This window comes from Sediminispirochaeta bajacaliforniensis DSM 16054 (assembly GCF_000378205.1).
In the GTDB taxonomy this organism is placed as follows: domain Bacteria; phylum Spirochaetota; class Spirochaetia; order DSM-16054; family Sediminispirochaetaceae; genus Sediminispirochaeta; species Sediminispirochaeta bajacaliforniensis.
In genome coordinates this window covers 30,770-52,941 of the sequence record NZ_KB899408.1, presented here as the reverse complement: position 1 = coordinate 52,941, position 22,172 = coordinate 30,770, and the positions used below count along the sequence as shown (strand labels likewise).

Annotated in this window: 18 protein-coding genes; 10 read left to right on the top strand and 8 right to left on the bottom strand. The window is 49.8% G+C overall.

Features of this window, described 5'->3' with window-relative positions:
- Positions 1-46: 46 nt before the first annotated feature.
- Entirely contained in the window at positions 47-772 is a 726-nt protein-coding gene (locus F459_RS0103555; protein ID WP_020611360.1) for a metallophosphoesterase family protein, read from the bottom strand.
- 72 nt (positions 773-844) lie between these two features.
- Here F459_RS0103555 and F459_RS0103550 point away from each other — a divergent pair, with 72 nt between their 5' ends.
- Complete coding sequence (locus F459_RS0103550) at positions 845-1,429, top strand: hypothetical protein (RefSeq protein WP_020611359.1); 585 nt, start codon at positions 845-847, stop codon at positions 1,427-1,429.
- 7 nt (positions 1,430-1,436) lie between these two features.
- Here F459_RS0103550 and F459_RS0103545 read toward each other — a convergent pair whose 3' ends face one another.
- Positions 1,437-2,855, bottom strand: coding sequence for an MFS transporter (locus tag F459_RS0103545; protein ID WP_026294868.1), 1,419 nt, complete (start codon positions 2,853-2,855; stop codon positions 1,437-1,439).
- A gap of 148 nt (positions 2,856-3,003) precedes the next feature.
- Here F459_RS0103545 and F459_RS0103540 point away from each other — a divergent pair, with 148 nt between their 5' ends.
- Positions 3,004-4,116: a lysophospholipid acyltransferase family protein gene (locus tag F459_RS0103540; protein WP_020611357.1), complete on the top strand. Its 1,113-nt coding sequence runs from the start codon at positions 3,004-3,006 to the stop codon at positions 4,114-4,116.
- A gap of 70 nt (positions 4,117-4,186) precedes the next feature.
- Here the strand turns inward: F459_RS0103540 and F459_RS0103535 are convergent, their stop codons facing one another.
- Positions 4,187-6,010 carry a methyl-accepting chemotaxis protein gene (locus F459_RS0103535; RefSeq protein ID WP_020611356.1) on the bottom strand — a complete coding sequence of 608 codons (1,824 nt, stop codon included), beginning with the start codon at positions 6,008-6,010 and terminating at the stop codon, positions 4,187-4,189.
- A 173-nt stretch (positions 6,011-6,183) separates the two neighbouring features.
- Here F459_RS0103535 and F459_RS0103530 point away from each other — a divergent pair, with 173 nt between their 5' ends.
- Together F459_RS0103530 and F459_RS0103525 are read left to right on the top strand one after the other, a co-directional pair.
- Positions 6,184-7,110, top strand: a complete 927-nt coding sequence (locus F459_RS0103530; protein WP_020611355.1) for a ketopantoate reductase family protein — start codon at positions 6,184-6,186, stop codon at positions 7,108-7,110.
- Positions 7,111-7,350: 240 nt separating this feature from the next.
- Positions 7,351-7,785 (top strand): Hsp20/alpha crystallin family protein, encoded by a 435-nt coding sequence (locus F459_RS0103525; RefSeq protein ID WP_020611354.1) that lies wholly within the window; start codon positions 7,351-7,353, stop codon positions 7,783-7,785.
- 84 nt (positions 7,786-7,869) lie between these two features.
- On the opposite strand, the gene F459_RS0103520 is transcribed toward F459_RS0103525, so the two are convergent.
- The 4 genes from F459_RS0103520 to F459_RS0103505 are packed head-to-tail and all read right to left on the bottom strand — an operon-like array spanning position 7,870 to position 10,650.
- Positions 7,870-9,108, bottom strand: coding sequence for an FAD-dependent oxidoreductase (locus tag F459_RS0103520; RefSeq protein WP_020611353.1), 1,239 nt, complete (start codon positions 9,106-9,108; stop codon positions 7,870-7,872).
- 25 nt (positions 9,109-9,133) lie between these two features.
- Entirely contained in the window at positions 9,134-9,667 is a 534-nt protein-coding gene (locus F459_RS0103515; protein ID WP_020611352.1) for a YeeE/YedE thiosulfate transporter family protein, read from the bottom strand.
- 19 nt (positions 9,668-9,686) lie between these two features.
- The gene (locus F459_RS0103510; RefSeq protein WP_020611351.1) at positions 9,687-9,914 is read right to left on the bottom strand and encodes a sulfurtransferase TusA family protein; all 228 of its coding nucleotides are present in this window, start codon (positions 9,912-9,914) and stop codon (positions 9,687-9,689) included.
- Between the two features lie 19 nt (positions 9,915-9,933).
- Positions 9,934-10,650, bottom strand: coding sequence for a YeeE/YedE thiosulfate transporter family protein (locus tag F459_RS0103505; protein ID WP_020611350.1), 717 nt, complete (start codon positions 10,648-10,650; stop codon positions 9,934-9,936).
- Positions 10,651-10,885: 235 nt separating this feature from the next.
- On the opposite strand from F459_RS0103505, the gene F459_RS0103500 reads away from it, so the two are divergent.
- Genes F459_RS0103500 through F459_RS0103490 form a run of 3 tightly spaced genes read left to right on the top strand, consistent with a single transcriptional unit; the run spans position 10,886 to position 13,630 of the window.
- Entirely contained in the window at positions 10,886-11,824 is a 939-nt protein-coding gene (locus F459_RS0103500; RefSeq protein ID WP_020611349.1) for a pyridoxal-phosphate dependent enzyme, read from the top strand.
- A 3-nt stretch (positions 11,825-11,827) separates the two neighbouring features.
- Positions 11,828-12,655 carry an aminotransferase class IV gene (locus tag F459_RS0103495; protein WP_020611348.1) on the top strand — a complete coding sequence of 276 codons (828 nt, stop codon included), beginning with the start codon at positions 11,828-11,830 and terminating at the stop codon, positions 12,653-12,655.
- 24 nt (positions 12,656-12,679) lie between these two features.
- Positions 12,680-13,630 carry a hypothetical protein gene (locus F459_RS0103490; protein ID WP_020611347.1) on the top strand — a complete coding sequence of 317 codons (951 nt, stop codon included), beginning with the start codon at positions 12,680-12,682 and terminating at the stop codon, positions 13,628-13,630.
- 1 nt (position 13,631) lies between these two features.
- On the opposite strand, the gene F459_RS0103485 is transcribed toward F459_RS0103490, so the two are convergent.
- Positions 13,632-16,469, bottom strand: coding sequence for a response regulator (locus tag F459_RS0103485; RefSeq protein ID WP_020611346.1), 2,838 nt, complete (start codon positions 16,467-16,469; stop codon positions 13,632-13,634).
- A gap of 221 nt (positions 16,470-16,690) precedes the next feature.
- Here F459_RS0103485 and F459_RS0103480 point away from each other — a divergent pair, with 221 nt between their 5' ends.
- The 3 genes from F459_RS0103480 to F459_RS0103470 are packed head-to-tail and all read left to right on the top strand — an operon-like array spanning position 16,691 to position 22,085.
- On the top strand, positions 16,691-17,179 hold the full coding sequence (locus F459_RS0103480) for an NADH-quinone oxidoreductase subunit NuoE family protein (RefSeq protein WP_020611345.1): 489 nt from the start codon (positions 16,691-16,693) through the stop codon (positions 17,177-17,179).
- Positions 17,176-20,298, top strand: coding sequence for an NADH-quinone oxidoreductase subunit NuoF (gene nuoF / locus F459_RS0103475; RefSeq protein ID WP_020611344.1), 3,123 nt, complete (start codon positions 17,176-17,178; stop codon positions 20,296-20,298). Before F459_RS0103480 ends, nuoF begins: the two co-directional genes overlap by 4 nt.
- Positions 20,295-22,085 carry an NADH-dependent [FeFe] hydrogenase, group A6 gene (locus tag F459_RS0103470; protein ID WP_020611343.1) on the top strand — a complete coding sequence of 597 codons (1,791 nt, stop codon included), beginning with the start codon at positions 20,295-20,297 and terminating at the stop codon, positions 22,083-22,085. The genes nuoF and F459_RS0103470 overlap by 4 nt, the downstream gene beginning before the upstream one ends.
- The last annotated feature ends 87 nt before the right edge of the window (positions 22,086-22,172 follow it).

The following is a 22,172-nucleotide window of genomic DNA, read 5'->3' as shown; positions in this document are numbered from 1 at the left end:
AGGCGTTTTTGTTGGTATCTAAAATACAACAACGTAAAACAGTGCATCAAATTCCGGACTCTAAAAGCTGAATCAGTTGGTACGGCGCCCCCAGTCGCTTCAGTTTTTCCACGGTTCGATTCTTGGGATAGGCAATACGCCGAAAAGTAAGAAATCCCGACGCTGTGTCGAGCAAGATAAACGCAGCACGGCCGTCGCCGTCCCGAGGGATTCCACAACTTCCCGGATTGGCAAGCCACATTTGCCCCGGCGGCCTCATCCTTTTTCCGTAACGGGGCTGATGATAGCGGAGGACACGCTTACTCAGACTAAAAAGGGCCGGAACATGGGTATGCCCGTACAGACAGGCAGGCGTATCCATGAGAGAAAAAGCCTCGGCTGCCGAGTGACCATCCAGAATATAGCGCCACACAGGCCCTGCAGGACTGCCATGGACGAGAGTATATCCATCCCGGTAAGCGATCTCCGGTAGTTTTGAGAGATAGTGCCTGCTTTGTCCGCTCAACCGCTCGGCCGTCCATTCAATCATGGTTCGCGCCACCGGAGAAAAGAGATCCCATTTCTCGCCCCTTCCGGCACCGAGATCATGGTTTCCCATTACCGCCACAACGTCCTTTCCGGCAAGCATCTCAATACAATCATTGGGATCGGGGCCATAGCCGACGATATCACCGAGGCACCAGATTTGCTGATACTCCCCCTCGCATTCGGAAAGAACGGTTTCGAGAGCCTCCCGATTTCCATGAATGTCGGAAAGAACAAGTATCTTCATTTTTTCTCCTCATCATCATTCTATACGCTAATTCCTCTTGCAAAAAGGGATAAGGATGCGGATATTGGAGTTATGAAAGATAAAGGAGTGCTTCGGCGCCTTACAAACGAACTTGCGGAAAAATTCTCATCAACATGGAGACTCCTATCGGAAACAACCGTTTTTCTCAGCAGAACCACGCTGTTTCCCCGCTATGAAAACATGCTCAGGCAGTGGCGACATAGACTCGAATCCAGTAAAAGTAACCCCGACGTTCTTCAGGAGGTACGAGACGGCGTCATTACCCTACGGAAAGAACTCAGGAGAGCAGGATATGATCTTACCCTCGGAAGCAAAGATATAAAGATAGAAGGATATCGAAACGATGCCGCGGTACGGGAGGGTTTCACCCGGATGGTAATGGTCATAACGGATACTGCTCTCTATTATATTGCCGGGCAGGAAAATCATGTTCAATTAATGGATTACCTCGATAACCAGCTTCGGCGCATGCGGGTGATCAATATTCGTCAACGCCACTACCTCTGGTACCGATGGCGGGCAAATGTATTGGTCCTTTCGGGCTCTGATACGGAAATGAAAGATGATTTTGAGGAGCTGAAGCAATATGTAGAAACAAACAAGCTCTTCATGCTTAAGCAACTAAAAAAACTGTAATTCCTGCCTAATAGGGTTTTCCGGTAAGCTGCATGCATATCGCCTTTGTCCGTTCTGAGGCATCCTCCCGCCTTCCGCCCGCTTCTACTCTCTCTAATTCGGAACGAAGAAGGGCATGACTTTCGGGTGTAATAGGGAAACGGGTACTCGCTTTGATACCCACAAGAATGAGCAACAGGGGGAACGCAATGAAAAGGCCCCTGAGCCAGAAAATCGTCGAGGCAGATTGCACGAGTTCAACATCGGCGGGATGCGGGGTGTAACCAATACTATTGAGCAACAGGCCAAGCATTGGCAGGACAAAGGCTCCCTGTATGAGCTTTCTGATAAGGGTCATGGCACCTGCGTAGGTACCGGCACGATGTTCACCGGTCATCAGGGTGTCCACATCGGTAACAAAGGGAAGCAGCTGGAAGGGAATGACAACCCCGGCGGACATCCCGCCACCGATCAGCAGACAATTTAGAAATAAGACGACAACGGAACCATCGGGCGTTTGAAACGCCATCATAGCAATGGCGAGGCCCCAAAGCATTAATCCCATCCGGTAAGAAACTGCGTGTCCCCGTTTATCGGCCAATCCAACATATAGAGGGAGCGCTGCCATCTGACTCACAAGAATCGTCCCAAGCCCAACGGTTATGAAATCGGGTCTACGCAGATAGTCTATCAGATAGAATTTCAGCCAAGCCATCAGAATATCCATGGCGGCATACGAGCAGATATACATAATGATATGAATGCGAAAGGAGCGATTTTGATAGATCGAACCGAAATTCCGAAAAACAGATTTTCCTTTGTCAAGAGGCTTTTGGATAACGGGAAGCTCCCAGGTTCCAAGAAATACAAAAAGATAGGGAACCGCAAAAAAGATACCGAAAACAAGCCCCATTACAAGATGTCCATGTTCCTGACTAGGAAAGGCATTGATCAGAGGTTGAACCACAACCCCGCCGATCAGCGTTGCGATCATGGAAAAGACCATTCTGGTGCCGGTCAGACGATTACGTTCGGTAAAATCCAAGGTCATTTCCGCACTCAAGGCCGAATAGGGGACCAAAACCATGGTCGAACAGCTGTAGAAAAAGAGATACGCAAAGACATAATAGAGGAACGTGGTAAGCTGACCGGAAAATGAAACGGGCAGCCACAGGAGGGTAAATGTAACGGCAATGGGAAGTATGGCAATGAGGAAGAAAACTCGCCTACGCCCCAAACGGCTCTTTGTGTGATCGCTTATATACCCCATAAGCGGATCTGAAACAGAATCCCAGATCTTTCCGAAACCAGGTACCAGGCCGGCGAGAAGAGGATTAAGTCCCGCTACATTGATCAGAAAATACATGGAAAAGGTACTTATGATAAAAAAGGAACCACCGCCGTATAGATCGCCTAAACCGTAAGCGATGTAATTGCGCTTTTTCATGTCCACGATTGTACGGCTCTTTCTTGCTTTCCTCAAGGAAGCAATTATCAGTACCATATCTTAACAAAATTCTAACAGGCCCTTTGAGTTGACAACTCATCCGCTGATAGCCACAATACCTTATATATTACTTCCATTGAGGAACTCTATGATTCCAGACAACATCGATGTTGCGCACCGCCAAACCTTCCAGGGAAAGCTTTTACGCCTCAGACGCCGCTTCGCAAAGCGAATACTACATTGGTTCTTTCACCATCATGTGGACCTGACCATTGAAGGCATAGAGCATGTACCTGATAACGGTCCACTCCTGGTATTGCCGAATCATCTTTCAAATCTCGACGGTCCGATGATCCTCGGATTGTTTCCACGCGATATTGAGATGGTCGGCCCAGGTGATTTTCGTGTCGAATTCATGAAACTGGCAATGATGAAGCTGTACGGAATGACACTCATCAAACGTGGGTATACCGACAGAACGGGAATGAATACCATCATGCATCATCTCAAGGCAAAACGCGCCGTACTCATGTTTCCATCGGGCGGAATGTGGGAAAAAAGAAATTTTGAAAACAAGGTAGGGGCCCTCTATTTTTCCCAACTCACCGGTGCGCCGATGCTGCCTGCAGGAATAAGCGGCGCCTATTTAAAGGGGCGCGCGGCATTCTTTTTCGGTAAGCCCAAATTGGTCCTTAGATTCGGCGAAGTGATACCGCCGATCAGCCATGAAGGAAATAAGCGAGAGCGGGCAGAACGCCTGGAAAAGGTGTCCAGGGAACTTGCCGATAAGATCTTTGCCCTCCTCGAACCGGAAGAGCAGGAACGATACAGCCGATGGGCGCGGGAACTATACTCCTTTGAATTCATCATGCCGGAGCAAGCCAAGGAACCGAAAAAACCGGTACCCACGCCATCGGCAATGCCGGCCCTCGCCCAATTTGTCCACAAACCAAATCTTTTTCGTCCCATGTGGAAACATGCACGAAAGGATATGGACCCCTTTCGGAAAGGAAAAAGCTACCCGATCAAGCGAACCAAAAAATCCGCCGAGGCAATGAGGGAAAACCTCACCGGCGCCTTCGATCATTACATTCCCTATCGTCTGGGCAACGATGCTTACAAGGAAATTCTGCAGGAGCTCGACCAGTGTATTGCCTATTGCGACGAGCTCACAAAAGCAGGATGGAAAAGGGTACAGGTTCGTTCTGTTGCGTATGACCCGAAAACAGGGGAACGGCGTAAACGGCTTATTACTGGATAGATGGTGTTCCTAATCCTGGTGATGACAGAGTGCTTTGCACCACCACCAACATTCCGAACACTACCGGCGACTACCCCGTCTGCTCTTTCGCTCCCTGGCCATCGAGTTCGGGAAAGGTGAATTTGCCGATGAGCCCCGAAAGGGTGTCGGCAACGGAAGCGTTTCGACTGGAACTTTCCAATAACATTGCTGCGTGATGCTCAAGGCCAGCAGCTTGGGCGACCATCTCTGTAAGATCATTTTCAATCCCCGAACCCTTTTCTTTCATCGATTCAAATTCCTGAACAATTTTTGCGGCATTTGCATCGGCAGACATGGCCATCCGTTCAATTGATCGCGCCCGTTCCGTCAGTTGATGGGTCTGGACACCGACACTTTCCCCGGATTCCGCCACAACGCCGAGTTTTTGATGCATCTCCTGAAATGTGGCAACAACCTTATCCGCCGATGCCTCGAGCTGGGAAAAAATACCACTGTTGGTGACGATTAATGCCCTCATCGTTGTAAGGCTCTCTTTCGCTTCCGAAAGCCTCTCCAAGATTCTGCCGACCCCCTTCCCGACCTCTTCTGAAAGAGAACGGATATGGGTCGAAACCACACCGAATCCCTTACCGGCTTCTCCTGCATTAGCAGCCTCTATGGCGGCATTAATAGCAAGAACATCTGTTTGTCCTGCTATATCTTCAATGGCGGAAAGAGACGATCCCATCCTGTCCAGAGCATCCATTGTCTTTCCCGCCACCTCTTCAAATCGAGAAAGAGAGTTCATACCCTGTTCGAGGTTTCGGGAAAAGAGACCAAGCAGTTCGATACCGGCAAGACTCCTTTCCGACAGCATGGTAATATCGGAAACAAGGATGGTAGTCTGTTCCATTGTTGTGTTGATATGCTCATGTTGCAAGCCGAGCTGCCCGGCGATATCGCCGGAAAGATCACGAATAGATCGTGCGCCGCCAAGTGTATTTTGTATACGCTCACCAAGTGTTTCGTGGTTGCATTCTACCCGATTGAGCCCGTTGCGAAGCACAAAAGCCGCTTCTTGTTCCTGTTGGGTAATCTTTTGAAGGGTTTCACCAATAAAAACACCCTCGGAAACAGTACCGGAAAGCTGAGACACCATCTCCGTCAGGGATTCCATAAATTGATTAAAGCTTCCTCCCATACGGGCTATCTCATCGTTTCCACGATCGGGAAGACGCAAAGCAAGATCGGCACCACCATCGGCAAGCGATGAGAGTAACATTCCCATCTTCTTAACCGGACCTGCTATCGATTTCGTCAAGACAAACGTAATAAGCATCACACATAAAAGCGTGAGTACAAGGCCCCCCACTGTCCAGTGTATACCTGCTGCAGCCTGACGCTCCTCATCTGTGGTTCGATCAACAATGATCGTCCTAATTGCGCCTTCAAGATCCCTCAATTTGACTTCAAGGGTATCAATATTATCATGAGCAATCGACTCTACGATCTTGGGGTCAACACGTTCCCGGGCGAAAAGCCTGAGAATGACCTCTTTGTCGATGCGATCGATATAGGAGATTGCTTCATCGGAAAGAGCCGATACCTCAGGCCGCAGCTGCGGTATTTCAGAAGAAACCTTTGCAAGGGTGGTATGGAGTTTTCGTATTTCGCTTACGGAAAGACGCAATGCCATCACATCATCCGCAGGAATCCTTTCGTCCTCGCGAAGAAGCAGTGACTGTGCGGAACTCAAAAGGCGATAGACCTGAGCCCTGTATTGTTCTCCGAGTAATCGCCAGTCACCAAGCTCTGCAACCTCACGGATTGAAATTGCAGCCTTTTGCAATCTGATGGTGGTGGCGACCGACGCCGTTCCCATAATCATAACGATGAGCAAAGAACCGAGGACAATCTTCTTGGCAATACTCATTGTTATCTTTGATAAGGGTTTAGAATCATAACTCTATGAAGAGGGTGTTAATAATTGGTAAGGATCCACCAATGAACCATCACCAGGATTCGAAACAGTAGCGGACATCAAGGTTTTCCGACCACACGTCATTGTGTATACTGCAGGGGAGTTTATTGATACGGAGGATTCATGTGACACGGATAGCCATTTTGGGAGCAGGTGCGCTCGGATCGCTTTATGCTTACGAGCTGTCGAAGGTGCCGTCGAACAGTTGTTTCTTTATTGCCGATGGGGATCGAGCGAAACGACTCAAAAAGGCCTTACCTACAGTAAATGGGGCAAAGCTCCGAGCCGAAGTCAGGGAACCGAATGAAGGCTCTCCTGCCGACCTCCTCATTGTGTCCCTTAAATATCATCATCTGCAAGAGGCTCTTGCTTCGGCCCTTCCCTTTGTGGGGGAACAAACCACCATTATATCGGTTATGAACGGAGTCGATAGTGAAGAAATTATTGCCGCCCGTTTGGGCCAGAACCATGTTGTTCACTGTGTCGCGCTCGGTATGGATGCCCTGCGAGAAAATGGGAAGGTGCATTATACAACATGCGGAAGGCTTGTCATTGGAAGGCCAGAAAAAGGGCGAACGGACGTTCAAGAAGATCGGGATATCGGAAAGATCGAAACCGTTTGTCGTGGATCGGGCATCGGTCTTGAGGTCTCGGATGATATCCTAAAATCGCTTTGGTGGAAGTTCATGATCAATATCGGAGTGAACCAGATATCGGCGATCACCGGAGCATCGTACCGTTTTTTCCAGGACCGCAAAAGTCCGGCACACGCCTTAATGAATGATACCATGAAAGAGGTCGTTCTTGTTGCGCAAAAGAAGGGAATAGGACTCGATGAGACGGATATCGCTGCTTGGTATACGGTTCTGGATAGCCTGGGGCCCGATAATAAGACATCGATGCTCCAGGATGTTGAAGCGGGGCGAAAAACGGAAGTTGAGATGTTTGCCGGAATTCTCCTGAAACTCGGCAAAGAAGAGGGACTTGATCTTCCGATCAATAGCTTTATCCTCAAAACCATTCTATCTATCGAAGGGGTGGCAGGCATATAGGCCCATCACCCCGACCCTTGAAATAGCAGTAAAGCCATTTTGACCCAACAAATAGGCAATAACGACACATTGTGTAATTATGACACAATTCATTATACGAAAACATGTCAAAGAGCAAGAGATACTACGTAATTATTTATATTACAAGTAAATAAATGATTTCTATTTTTATATTATTTTTGGCACGGTTCATGCTTTATATACTGTGTAAAGAACATTCTTGTAAACGGAGGAGTTACAATGAGATACATGATCAATTACAAACCGGCCTTTGATTTCGACACGATGCTTAATTCCATTTTCACCCCGAACGATCGGTGGCTGCAGAATGGTCCTGCTGTTAATATCATTGAGGAGCCCGATCAGTACCGGCTCGAAGCGGAACTTCCCGGGCTGAGTGAAAACGAGGTTGAGGTAAAAATCGACGACAGGGTTCTGACCATCGGTTCACAGAGATCAGAAGAGGATGAAACGAATCGGGAGAAAGAGGAAAACAAGGCCCCAAACTATCTTATCAGAGAGCGAAGGGAACGCTCCTTTTCTCGAAGTTTCGTGCTTCCCAAGGATGTAGATAGCGAAAAGATAAGCGGGTCCTTCAACAGCGGAATTCTTACCATCATCCTTGAAAAACTTCCGGAGGTAAAACCCCGGAAGATAAAGGTACAGGCGGCATAATCATAAAAGAAACAAAAAAACAGCCCGTGCATGCTTGCCGGGCTGTTTTTTTGGGGGTCGGAAAACAGTTAAAGCAGTCGGCATCTATGCCAAAAGTGCATCCAACTGTTTTTTTACCGCCGGCGTCGAGCAATCGGTACTAACGGCCGCGACCTCTCCGTTTTTCGTATAAAAAATGGTCATGGGCTCAATATCGCAGCTAAGCCTATCGCAGAGGGTCTTCCCCTTATAGAGATCAATCACATTCATCTTGATCTTACCATCATAGCTCTCGGCGGTCTCCTGGAGAACAGGGAGCAATTCACGACTTGGTGCATTGATGGCGGAGTAAACATAGATCAAGCCGACCTTTTCTTTCTGCATGATCTGCTTTTCAAACATTTCGGTTTCGGCGATATATTTTTCCGCTCCGACACCGGCAATGGCACCATCGCCCACGGCGGTAGAAACCTGTTTGAGTTCCTTTTCCCGCACATCACCGGCCGCAAAAACACCGGGGATTCCCGTCTCCATCCTTTCGTTGGTGATGACATATTTCTGCTTGCTCAGTTTCAGGATGTTTTCAAAGATCTCGGTATTGGGCAGATAGCCGATAAATTCGAAGCAGGTATCAACGGCCACCGGATCAAGTTCTCCGGTTTTGAGGTTTTTCAGAACGACACGCTCAAGCTGCTCCTCCCCTTCGAAAGAATCGGCAAGGGTGTTCCATTTAAACTCCATCTTTGGATTCGAAAGCGCCTGCTCCCTGGCAATCTCGTTACAGTCCATCTTGCCTTCGTCATGAATAACGGAAACAATAACTTTCTTTGCAAATTTGGTAAGAAACATGCCTTCTTCGATAGCGGCATCACCGCTTCCGATTACCATGACGGTTTTATCGGTATTGGCGGCGGCATCACAGGTTGCACAAAAACTAATGCCCTTATCGAAAAGATACTTTTCTTCATTTTTGGCAGTAGTAACCCGGGGGCGTCCTCCGGCCGCTACAATAACAGCCTTTGCTTCAAAGATGTTTCTGAAGGTCTCGACGATTTTCACGTCACCCTCGAAATTCACACTCTTGACATCTGTTCCCTTGAATTTGACTCCGAAACCTTCGGCCTGCTTTTTAAAAAGGTTCATCAGATCAAGGCCCGGTAGAGGTTCGGGAAAACCGGGAAAGTTCGCAATCTCGTTGGTATAGGTAGCCAAACCACCAACGAGGGCTTTTTCAATAATCAGGGTTTTAAGGCGTGCCCTCCCGCAGTAGATTCCGGCGGTAAGGCCTGCGGCTCCACCTCCAATGATCACAACATCGTATTGTTCACGCTTTTTTTCTCGCATATGCTGCTGTCCTTTCGTTTTACTATCACATGAAAAATTTCACAAGAAGCTTACTGCCCACCATCGCCCCAATAAAAAGGAACACGGCATAGACCCAACCGGAAAGGCTGAAAGAGGCAATACCACTAAAAAGTGCACCAATATTACAACCAAAGCCGATTCGGGCACCGTAGCCCATCAAAAGGCCACCGAGAATTGCGGCAACAACCTGCTTCCATGACTTAATCTTCTTGATCTTGAAACCGGATGCAAGCAAGGTGGCAAGAAGTGCTCCGAAAATGATGCCGAAATTACGCATGCTTCCGCCGTGGTTCAAGATTCCGTTCTCAAGGGTCCGCTGGGCCCCTTCGCTTGCAAAATAGTACCATTTATCCACACTGCCGCCGACGGCCTGATAGAGCCATGCGCCCCAGTTTGCAAGGATGCCGGAAACCCCCCAGGGGCTTCCGGTTACCGCGAGGGTGACAATCTGGAAAAGAGAAAGGAGCACGGCGCCGGTAACATAGGGCCACGCCTCTTTCAAAAATTTCTTGTAATACTCATTATCCTTAATTGCCAAAGGACTACCCTCCGGGTGTTTATTTCATCTTCTCAATGACCACTTCCCACTCACCGTCGTCAATCTCTTCGACTTCGACGTTGTGGCCCTCTTTGCGTGCCCATTCGGGAACATTCTTCATGGCACAGCTATGGTCAAGCTGGACAATCAGCACATCACCAACCTCAAGTTCCTTCAATTTATTCTGTGCCTTTACCAGGGGTACCGGACAAGCTTCACCATAACAATCAAGTTCTACTTCCTTCATGTTCTATTCCTCCCGCAATTTAAGCGTTTTTATGTTTTTCCCACTTGTCCGCGGCTATCCACAATAGCACAATGACAAGCAACTGAATGATAACTGCGCCGATCCATCCAAACAGATCAGGCAGAAATATCGCCTTCCCCTTCATGATCACATGAAGTTTCCACCAACCGAAATCATGGGCCCCCCACAGCGAACCGATGACAAAGAAAAAGAGTGAAAGGACCTGCATAAGAAATCCTTCGCCAACACGCATCAAGGTACCGGAGGCACAGCCACCCGCAATGACCATCCCGATACCGAACATGAAAGAGCCGACGACCGTCGCAAAGCTAACGGGCACCACATATCCCTGCCCGGGAATCGGTAAACCCCGCGCAAAGGCCCCATACTTAATCGCAATAAAACCGATCGAGGTAAAGGCAAAGGCTATCAATACGGCCTTTGTAAGACTCGTTCCACCTGTCAGCATTGGATCCCGCATGGCCGCGGTGAAGCAGAAACGAGCACGCTGCAGGATATACCCGAAAGCAATTCCCGTAATCCAGAAAAATGCAAGCAATTCATTTTTCATTCCAAGCAGGATTGCGATAAGAACCACAACCGCAAGAACGGCAATGCCGATCGGCAGTTGGTTTTTCTTTTTCTTTCTACTTCTCCCACTACTTCGGGAAGAAGTCGACCGGCGGATCGAACTCTGCCCGGTACTCTGCTGATCGGGCTTCTTTTCGTCACTCACCGTTTGTCCCCCTTACAACGCATTTTTTGATAAATACAAACTGTTTTTACGGTTATTTTGTTGGATATTGTACCCAATATCACAATTAAACCGACATTTTTCGAGGAAATTGTACGTTCATTCACTATAGTTGTCAAGGTATATTTTAACTCTCCTATATTATTTATTGAAGATTGACGAACCAGAAAATGAATAGCGATTGATTGAAAAGGAAGCTAAGGATAGTATAGTTTATATGATCGATACCCAGGATTTTGTTGCTGCACACAGGTTGATTCGTCGTTATGCAAACCTGACACCGATATGTACGTCGAGCAGTCTTGATGCAATATGTAAAGCAGAGATCGCCTGGAAATGTGAATCCTTCCAAAAGGTGGGGGCATTCAAATTTCGGGGAGCGATCAATGCTGTGTTTTCACTGCCGAAAGAAGAAGCGGCCAGGGGCGTGGCCACCCACAGCTCCGGCAACCACGCCCAGGCGGTGGCCCTGGCGGCAAAGATGGCCGGGATACCGGCTCACATTGTTATGCCGGAGAACGCTCCGCCGGTAAAGGTTGCAGCGGTAAAGGGCTACGGAGGAAAGGTGCGTTTTTGCTCCCCAACCCTTGAGGCGCGGGAAGCGGGGCTGAAGAAGGTTATAGAAGAAACCGGGGCTGCCTTCATCCATCCCTCCGAAAACCTGAAGGTTATCACGGGTCAGGGAACCGCCTTGCTGGAATTACTCGAGCAGGCACCTGAGCTGGAGGCCGTGCTTGTGCCTGTCGGAGGAGGAGGGCTTGCAAGTGGCTCTGCCAGGGCCGCAGCCCTCTTTCATCCGGGCCTGAAGGTGTACGGGGTGGAACCCGAACAGGCCGACGATGCGTGGAGAAGCCTTACCACGGGAAAGCTGGTTCGCCCGGAACATACGGATACCATTGCCGACGGGCTTCGAACAGCCCTCGGTCCCAATACATTTTCCATCCTCTCACAGCATCTGGCCGGTATTGTCACCGTATCGGAACAAGCGATTCTCGATGCTCTGAGGCTCATATGGGAGCGTATGAAACTGGTGGTAGAGCCCTCGGCGGCAGTTCCTCTTGCCGCCTTTCTTGAAAATAAAGTGCCTGAGCTTACCGGGAAACGGGTAGGCATCATACTTTCGGGGGGAAACGTCTCCTTCCCGGAATGGAGCTAATGTATGTACGCAATTCGCAATGGACAGCTTATCGATGAGAAGGAAGCGGTCGTCCCGATAACGCAACGAGAGGTTTTCTTCAACTTCAGTGTCTACGAATCTTTAAAGGTTCTGGAAGGTGCTGCACTCTTTGTAGAGGACCATGTCGAACGGTTCATGGATTCGGCAAAGATCTTGAGCATGACGCATCCTTACCGGCGGCAGGAGCTGCTGGAATACATCAATCTTCTGATCGAGAAAAACAAGAGCCATGAGGCCACCCTCAAGATTCAGATGATAGGAGGGACCACCCCTCTTCTCTTTCTGTTCCTCTCCCCCCTGCCGACATACCAGACAGAATGGTACAACACAGGTGTATCGGTCATCAGCTATCGGGGAGAGCGGATATTCCCCAGGGCAAAATCAAACTGCCTTTTGCTCAATTACATAGCGTCAAGAGAGGCTGCGGCCGTCGGAGCTCTGGATGCTTTATTGGTAAATAGAAAAGGAGAGGTAACAGAAGGGACAAGAAGTAATTTTTACGCCTTCCAAGGGGATACCCTGATCACCGCCGAGGATGATATCCTTTTTGGAGTGACACGAAAACTGATCCTGAAAGCGGCACAAAAAGAGGACATCACCGTCAAATTTAAAAAGATCACCCTTGGAGATCTCCTTGAGGGCCGATATGAGGAACCCTTCATCAGTAGTACCAGTATGGGTGCAATGCCCATACGCCAGATAGACGGGAAGAGGACGGGTTCACAGTTCCCCAGGGTCCGGAGCATCCATCAGGCTGTACAAGGCTTCGAGTCCGAGGAGTTGAAACGCATCAAATCGTTGCTAAAATAAGCGGCATAGCCTACACTATAGGTAATGGAGCACGGATCGCAACGACTTCCGACGGTAGTACTTCCGCTATCCGAAGAGTGTGACAGAGACGAATGTCAGGATATCTTTGTCTATCTTCGACCTGAGAGTAATGGAATCCTGGTTGAAAGCGCCATCATGAAGGTGATAGGGCTGAAGGCCGAGGTTGCCAACAAGATTAAACTTATCTATCTTGCCAATCTTCCCGGAGAATTCATATCGAAAACGAGAGTCATTGAAAAACATTATCGATTAAAACTGCTTTTCACCAAAAATGGGAAAAGCCTTTTCACCCATTTTATGAAGGCCCGATTCTCGCAACACTTCGGGATTTCCTTTGAAGACGCCGATATCCTCGGAGCCTTTGATGCCATGCGTCGCTTGAAAATGAGTAGAGAAGAACTCTTCGGCCTTTGGGTACCGGAAAAAGATCTCCTTCATGTAAACGGGCAGACCATAAAACGCTATCATGATTTTTTTATCATCAACTATGATATACCGGCGATCCTTCATAAAAATATCGAGGGAACCGACATCGCCGTTATGATTTTCAGGACGGAACTTTCGGCAGCAGAATTCCACGCCCTGATAACCGACCTGGTGACAAACCTGCGAAAAGAGGGGCTTGTCGATGCGAAAAGACCCTTCAGTCGCGTATTCCATTATTCAAACGGCCCGTTTGAGCAAATACGAGATGGCCTTGGTTTCCTTTACGATAAAAACGGCAACCATCTCCCCCTGGAAAAGCTTCGCTTCTATGACTATCTGCAAAAAAAAGGATTGAACAGGGAACACATACTCAAGGCCCTTGCATATCCGATCTTCGTCTTTAACGGGGAAAAGGATCCATACTACGAAGAGACAATATATGAAGCCTCATTTGCACAATCTTATGCCCAAGCCTACCAAACCCTTGCGTCGGCAAAGGCGCAGCTGCTTATCGGCAAGGAAATATGAACTACATATCGATATCGTCAATGATCTGACGACAGTGAATCGCATTTTCATGAACCCTATCAAAACGAGGAAGCAGCTGTGCAACCCTCCGTTCGACCTCCTCAAGTTCACCGTCTTTCGTTAAAGCCTCGGCCAGATGGCACTCATTTCCCAGCCCAAAAATCCTTAACGCCGAAAGGCTGTTGGTAAGACTGTGCAACTGATCGGCAAGAAGCTCGATATCTCTATTCAAAAGAGCCTGCCCCAAGGTTTCCTTTTTCGCCGGGTACTCATCAATAAAGACATCCAGGATTTGACGCCCGATATCAAGGTCATTTTGATAGTCACGAAGGAATTCATACAGCTCTTCCGACTCTCGATCCGAAATGCTCCCCGGTACGATTGAGGGATCGGAAGAGCGTAAACCTGCCTCATCTTCCACCGGAAGCGATGTATTCCCGGTCATCTCGTAGATGGCCAGAAACAAGAGTTCCTTTTTTACCGGCTTTGTCACGAAGCGATCCATCCCTGCGGCAATAAAACGCAGCTCGTCCTCTTTTAGAGCATAAGCGGTAAGCGCAATAATGGGGATATTGGGATTAAAAAGACGATCGGTATGGGACCGAATGATACCGGTGGCTTCCATTCCATCCATCTCAGGCATCTGTACATCCATCAGAATGAGATCGAAGGGCTCCCTTTTCAATATTTCAATGGCTTCTCTTCCGTTCGCCGCAATAGTAACGAAGTGCCCCGCTTCCTCCAGGAAATAACTGATGGATCGCTGATTTAGTTCGTTATCCTCCGCAAGAAGCACACGAAGTCTTCTCTCATGGAAAACATGCTCCGCCTCATTTCCCGTTTCCGGCTCACCCTCGTCAAGAAGGGTGAACATCGCGGAAAAGAAGAAACGGCTGCCCTGTCCTCCCTCACTTTCCACGCCGATGGAACCATCCATTAGTTCCACAAGTTTTTTGCTTATGGCAAGTCCAAGTCCCGTTCCCTGATGCCTCTTCGCCGGTCCTGAATCGATCTGTCTGAAATCATCAAAAATGGTTGTTTGCGCATCGGAAGGAATGCCGATACCGGTATCCTTGACCGAAAAAAAGAGTTCGACTTTACCGTTTTCGTTTCGAGATGTTTCAACCACCGTCAAAGTAATGGTGCCGGATTCGGTAAACTTCAAGGCGTTACTGAGAAAATTGGTGAGAACCTGTGTCAGGCGCGAGCCATCACCAATAAGCCTATCAGGTATCGAAGGAGATACATCAATATCAAGGACAATTCCCTTCTCTTTACACCCCATAAAAATAGGAAGCGCAGCCTTATTAATGGCGCCGCGGAGTCGAAATGGTTCAAGCTCAAGGGACAGTTTTCCCGATTCGATTTTACTAATCTCGAGAACCTTATTAATGATATCAAGCAGCAGCTCCTCCGCCTCTTTCATAAGGAAGAGATTCTCCCGCTGATCCTCGGTCAGCGGACCTGAAAGCAAAAGATCTGTCATACCCATGATACCGCTCAAGGGAGTTCTGATTTCATGGCTGATATTGGCAAGAAAACGACTCTTACTGTCGCTGGCCGTTACCGCCATCTGCCGAGCCTGCTCCAGCTCATCAACCAGTCGAAGGTGATCACTCACATCTTTCATGGTGATGACTGCAGCCACAGGTTCTTCATCTTTGCCGAAGAGGGGTTCTCCATTAACAGAAAGCCAAACAGTACTGCCGTCCGGCCGAATAGCCCGAATCAAAACATTTCTCAGCGGTTTTCCGCTCTTCAACACCAGGAAGGTAGGAGCATCAAAGTGTTCAATGATGTTACCCTTCTCGTCAAAGAAGAAAACAGTATCAGGCAAATCCCTTTTTCCAATAACAGTGTCACCCTTAATCCCGAGCAGCTGCTCGGCAGCAAGGTTGAAATGGGTAATAATACCGTCATGATTTCTGGTGATGAGCCCACTTGGCATTGACTTTATCAAAGAGCGGCCGAATCCTTCCATCGAACGAAATTTGCGCTCCGAATGGAGCCTGGCGACAAGCGAGCCGAACTGGCTGGCGATAATTTCCAGACTTCTTCTCGCTTCGACATCCATCTGCCTTGCCTGATGGGAAAAGAAAAAGAGGACGGCCCCGGGTTTGGTTTCGGAAATAACGGGAATTGTCATCGCAAAACGGATACCGAGTCTACGCATGGCGGGCGGAGGCAACAAAACGGCATCGCTGCCTCGTTCTCCAAAGACAATCCACTGCCGAATTCCATCCGGTAACCGGTTTAATTCTTCGACAAAGGACAAGGAAGTAATCTCCTCTTCCTCAATATTTAGGAAGGAAGATAGTTCCCATCTGCCGTCTTCTGCCCCTCTTAGGAAAAGAGCGCCTCCGTCACACTCCGATATCTTCACCCCTGTATCGAGTACCAGGTTTACGGCTTCTTCAATATTTTGTATACCAACAAGCGCCATTGCAAGATCGTGCTGAAGTGAACGCTGTCGCTCAATCTCAAGATGATGTCCCACCTCCCGGCAAACCACCATGTAGCCGGAAAACATTTGGTCGCGGAAACCCTGGGCCCGTAGGTTGACGTGTACCCGGTGACCTTCACGTCCCAACAGTACCGTATTCATGCGTCCCTGGATATCGGAGGAAGCAGATTCTCCCGAGAGATAGAGTTGCTTAAGAAGTGAAACATGTTCCGGTAACAAAAGATCGGAAAAACTTATACCGATAAGAGCAGTCGAATCGAGACCGGTCAGGCGAAGCGCTCGTTTATTAAGAGCGGCAATCATACCATCAGGTTCAATAATAAACACTGCATCGGGTACATACTCAATAAATTTTTCAATCCGGGAAATATCCACAATCTTTTATACCATGTTTTGCCTGCACGGAGAAGAACCATTTTTCTTACCCCTATGGGCCAAACCGTGATAAAATATCATTATTCACATAAAAATCACATTTATCTTTATTCAGTGAGATTTATTATGAAATACCTGCTATTTGACACTTGCAATTCGCTTTAACCTTGTACCACCTACGTTGCTATTCACAATAATTCGAAGCATATGAAGGAGGCTGCATGGAAGTATTAACACAAAAAGAGATGATCGACCAGACAAATGCGATTATCGACTCGTTTCTCGACACCCGGGGGGCACTGATTCCGGTCCTGCAAAACGCTCAGAACCTTTTCGGTTACCTTGATCAGGAAGTGCTGAAGCAGATAAGCCGGCGCTTGCGAATCCCCTACAGTGAAGTTGCGGGAGTGGTTGGATTCTATTCCTACTTTTCCACCGTCCCCAGAGGGGAACACATCGTCCGAGTATGCCTCGGTACCGCATGCTATGTCCGGGGAGGGAAGGAAGTGCTTTCCGCCCTGCAAGATGTCCTCGGCATCGATGTGGGAGAAACGACCGAAGACAGACTCTTCAGCCTGGAAATTGGACGTTGTTTCGGGGCCTGCGGACTCTCTCCAGTCGTCATGATCGATGAGGATGTTCATCAACGTGTGAAACCGGCAACGGTCCGGGACATCCTTTTTCCGTATCGGACCAAGGAGGCGGTATGAAACGAATAGGGAACAGCAATGAACTTACTCAGGTCCAAACGCAACTCTGTGCATCAGAAAGGAAAAAAACCCATCTGATTCGGGTCTGTGCAGGAGGTGGTTGTCTGGCATCGGGCAGCATCGAGGTAATGGAGGCTCTGGAGTCCAACCTGAAAGAATTGGCCGTTGATGCGTCGGTAAAAAAAACCGGCTGCCTAGGCCCTTGTGCAAGAGGCCCCGTTGTTATGATTGAGCCGGAAGGCCTGTTTTATGAAGGGGTGCATCCGGAAGATTGCCGGGAAATCTGCGAATCCCTTTACAAGGCAGGGAAGAACGACACCGTCGCCCCAATAGAGCATCTCCTCCACTATAATAGAGCTGAGCAACGTTCGGTTGTAATGGTTGATGAGGTTGATTTTTACCGGGGACAGGCAAAGATCGTACTTTCCCGCTGTGGGGTTGTCGATCCCGATTCCATCGAAGATGCAATTGCCTGTGGGGCTTATTCGGCTCTTGCTAGGGTGTTGAGTGAAGATGATACGGACAAGGTAATCGATACCCTCAAAAAATCGGGTCTCAGAGGTCGGGGAGGGGCAGGTTTCCCTACCTGGCTGAAGTGGGATTTTACCCGCAAATCTCCGGGAGAGGAAAAGTATGTTCTTTGTAATGCCGATGAGGGCGATCCGGGTGCCTTCATGGACCGAAGTGTTCTGGAGGGAGACCCGCATGCCCTTATCGAAGGAATGGCAATAGCGGGGAAGACCATCGGTGCCGATCACGGTGTCGTATATGTCCGCGCCGAATACCCCCTGGCGGTAAAACGGCTCGGCCATGCAATCGAGGAGGCAAAGGAGTCGGGACTTCTCGGAGAAAACATTCTCGGCAGCGAGTTTAATTTTGATATCGAGATCAGAATGGGATCGGGAGCCTTCGTCTGCGGAGAGGAAACGGCGCTGATCGCTTCCATCGAGGGAAGACGGGGAGAGCCACGGCCGAGGCCTCCATTTCCGGCAAACAAGGGCCTATGGGGAAAGCCCAGTCTTCTCAACAATGTGGAAACATACGCAAATATCGCCGGAATCATAAAGAAGGGGGCAGAATGGTACGCCTCCTTCGGAACGGCGGAGAGTAAAGGGACCAAAGTTTTTGCCCTGGCAGGGGCAATCTCCACCAGCGGACTTGTCGAGGTGCCAATAGGGACCTGCCTTGGTGAGGTTGTTTTCGATATCGGGGGTGGTATTCCCGGCGGCAAGGAGTTCAAAGCCGCTCAGATAGGAGGACCTTCGGGAGGTTGTATCCCCAGAGAATACCTAAACGTTCCTTTGGATTATGCATCACTCCAGGAACTTGGTGCAATTATGGGTTCCGGAGGATTGATCGTCATGGACGACGACACCTGTATGGTGGATGTCGCCCGCTATTTTCTTGAATTCGTGCAGGAAGAGTCATGCGGAAAGTGTACCCCTTGCCGTGTAGGCACCAAAAGGATGCTGGAAATCCTGGAGCGTATCTGCAACGGAAAAGGGGAGATGGAGGATATAGATCGTCTCATTGAACTGGGAACGAAAATCAAGGAAACAGCCCTCTGCGGCCTCGGACAGACGGCTCCCAATCCGGTACTCTCAACAATCCGTCATTTCAGACATGAGTATGAGGAACATATAAGGGACCACCACTGCACGGCTGGGGTGTGCCCAGCCCTTGTGCGAGCCCCGTGTCAGAGCGCCTGTCCCGCCGGAGTTGATATCCCCGGATTTATATCCCTCGTCAAAGAGCGACGTTATGCCGAGGCACTACGGCTCCACCGGGAACGCAACCCCTTTGCGGCCGTCTGCGCTCGGGTTTGTTTCCATACCTGCGAAGACAAATGCAGAAGAGCGGGAATTGATGAGGCTGTGGCAATCAGGGCTATCAAGCGCTACATGGTCGACCAAGAGGTAACGGTCCAGCGGCCGGAGGTACGGGAAGATGCCGATCGGGAAGGAAGAAAGGTGGCTATCATCGGCGCCGGCCCGGCAGGGCTCTCCTGTGGTTATTTCCTTGCCCGCCTTGGCTATCGCCCTCGTATTTTTGAGGCCCAGTCCAGGCCCGGCGGTATGCTTGTTCAGACCATTCCCGCCTATAGGCTCCCCAGAGAAACCCTTGCCAGAGAAATCCGTATGATAGAACAGATTGGAGTGGATATCGTAACCGATAAACGGTTGGGAAGGGATTTCAGCCTACAAGACCTTAGAGATGAGGGATACGAGGCAATTTTCATCGCCGTCGGCGCCCCCGGTAACCTCCGTCTCGGTATCAGGGGAGAAGCGGCCGAAGGCGTGGTTCAGGGTATCGACTTCCTGCGAACCTATAACATACGAGGAAGCGTCTCTGTCGGAGAACGGATTGTGGTGGTAGGAGGCGGCAATGCAGCCGTCGATGCGGCACGAACTGCAATTCGCCTGGGGGCAAAAGAGGTGACGATGCTCTATCGCCGAAGCAGGGAGCAGATGCCGGCCTATGCCGAAGAGATCGAAGAGGCCTTACTGGAAGGGGTAAAGCTTATGTCGCTCACCCAACCATCCGAGATACTTACCGACGGGAAAGGAGCCGTTCGCGCCATACGATGCCACGGTATGACCCTTGGCGAGTTCGACAGATCGGGACGAAGGCGCCCCACCGATGACGAGGCACAGCCATTTGAGATCGAAACCGACCAGATAATTATTGCAATAGGTCAGGCTCTGGATAAAAAGACCTTTGCTGGTGCAACGGAAATACCTATAGGCGGCAACAGATTCATCGCAGCAAACCAAAGAGATGGCTCAACTGCAATTCCCTGGCTTTTTGCGGGAGGGGATGCGGCAACCGGCCCCAATTCGGTAGTCTCCGCCATTGCGTCCGGAGAAAAGGCGGCAGTCGGCATAGACGCTGCTCTTTTCGGTTCCAGCGATCCCTTCTGGCGCAAAGAGAAGAAACTGGATACGGACTATGATCCAACGGCGGATCCGGTCCCCTATCCGAGAGAAAAAATCCCGACCATAGAGATCGAACGGCGCAAAAACAACTTTGACGAGGTGGAAAAAACCTGGACCGAGAGCGTGGCGATCAGGCAGTGTGCCCGATGTTTGCGCTGCGATTACGGAAAGGAGCAAGTATGAACAAGGAAATAACCATCCATATCAATAACAAAACCATAACGGCGCCCCAAGGTACCACGATTCTCGAAGCGGCAAAAGCGGCGGACATATCGATTCCGACACTTTGCTATCTGGAACACTACCCCCCCCTTGGGGCATGCAGGCTCTGTTTGGTGGAGGTTGAGGGAGCAAAAACCTTACTTACCGCCTGTTCCACCCCGATCGCGGAAGGGATGGTGGTTACCACCAATACGAAACGGGTCAGAGAAGCGCGAAAAACCGTACTCGAACTTCTCTTGAGTGAGCACATAGGAGATTGCCGCTTCTGCAGTAGGGGAGAAGACTGTGAGCTTCAAACCCTTGCCCGTCGTCTTGGTGTGGAAGAACCAGAATGGACGGGCGAGCAGCCCAAGACGGTCGTCGATGTAAGCACCCCGGCACTGGAACGGGACTCCGGGAAGTGCGTAAAATGCCGCCGCTGTGTTACCGCCTGCGGAGAGATCCAGGGGATTGGGGCCCTCTTCCCGCAGGGCCGCGGTTATTCAACGATTATTGGGCCAGCTTTCACCCGCCCCTTGAGTGAAGTGACCTGTGTCCAATGCGGGCAATGCGCCGCAGTCTGTCCGACCGGCGCCATTACCGAGGTAAGCCACATCCCGCAGGTATGGGATGCTCTGGATGATCCTGAGCTCCACGTAGTCGTTCAGACGGCTCCTGCTATTCGAGCGGCCCTGGGAGAGTGCTTCGGATTGCCCCCCGGGACCCTTGTCACCGGCAAGATGGTAACGGCACTGAGAAAACTTGGCTTTGATGCAGTATTCGACACCGACTTTGCCGCGGACCTCACCATTATGGAGGAAGGGACCGAACTGCTGACCAGGCTGCAGGCGGCGCTTACCGGAGGGCCCGACGAAAAAGCCCCACCGCTGCCCATGTTTACCAGTTGTTCACCGGGTTGGGTAAAGTACGCGGAACACTACTTTCCCGATTTTCTTCCCAATATTTCCAGTTGCAAATCACCTCAGCAGATGTTCGGAGCAGTGGCAAAAACCTACTATGCAAAGAAAAAAGGCATCGATCCCGCAAAAATCATCGTTGTATCGGTAATGCCCTGTACGGCAAAGAAATTTGAGGCAGGGCGACCAGAGATGAACGCAAGCGGCTTCAGCGATGTCGATTATGTGCTCACTACAAGAGAGTTGGGACGGCTTATTAAGCAGGCTGGCATAGATTTTGTCTCCCTGGAAGAGAGCGCCATGGATGCTCCCTTGGGTATTTCAACAGGAGCCGCCGATATCTTCGCTAATACGGGAGGGGTTATGGAAGCCGCCCTACGTACGGTCTGGGAGATTGTAACAGGTACCCCCCTACCGACCGATAATTTACACATAAAAGAGGTTTCAGGGCTGAAAGGGATCAAAGAGGCCTCCCTTACCGTCGAAAACCCCGTAAAGGAGTGGGAATTCCTCAAAGGTGTCGAGCTGAAAGTTGCGGTGGCCCATGGGCTTTCACGTGCAGGCACCCTTCTTTCCGAAATCAGGGAAGGACGAAGGAATTACCATTTTGTGGAAATTATGACCTGCCCCGGCGGTTGTATAGGAGGAGGGGGCCAGCCCCGATTTACCGACGATGCCGTTCGCCAGGCACGAATTGCGGCAATATACCGCGAGGATGAAGGGAAGAAGCTGAGGGCAAGTCACCTCAATCCTGCAATCATCCAGCTTTACGAAGAGTATTTGGGCAAGCCCCTGGGCGAGAAAAGCCATCATCTGCTTCACACTATCTACCACCAACGCGAGCTGGTCTAAAGAGTTATCACCCTCCCCTTCACGGGGAGGGCTTTTTATCGATAGGAGGACGGTGCTTAGTCTTATGAATAGTGGTGGCCGATCGCC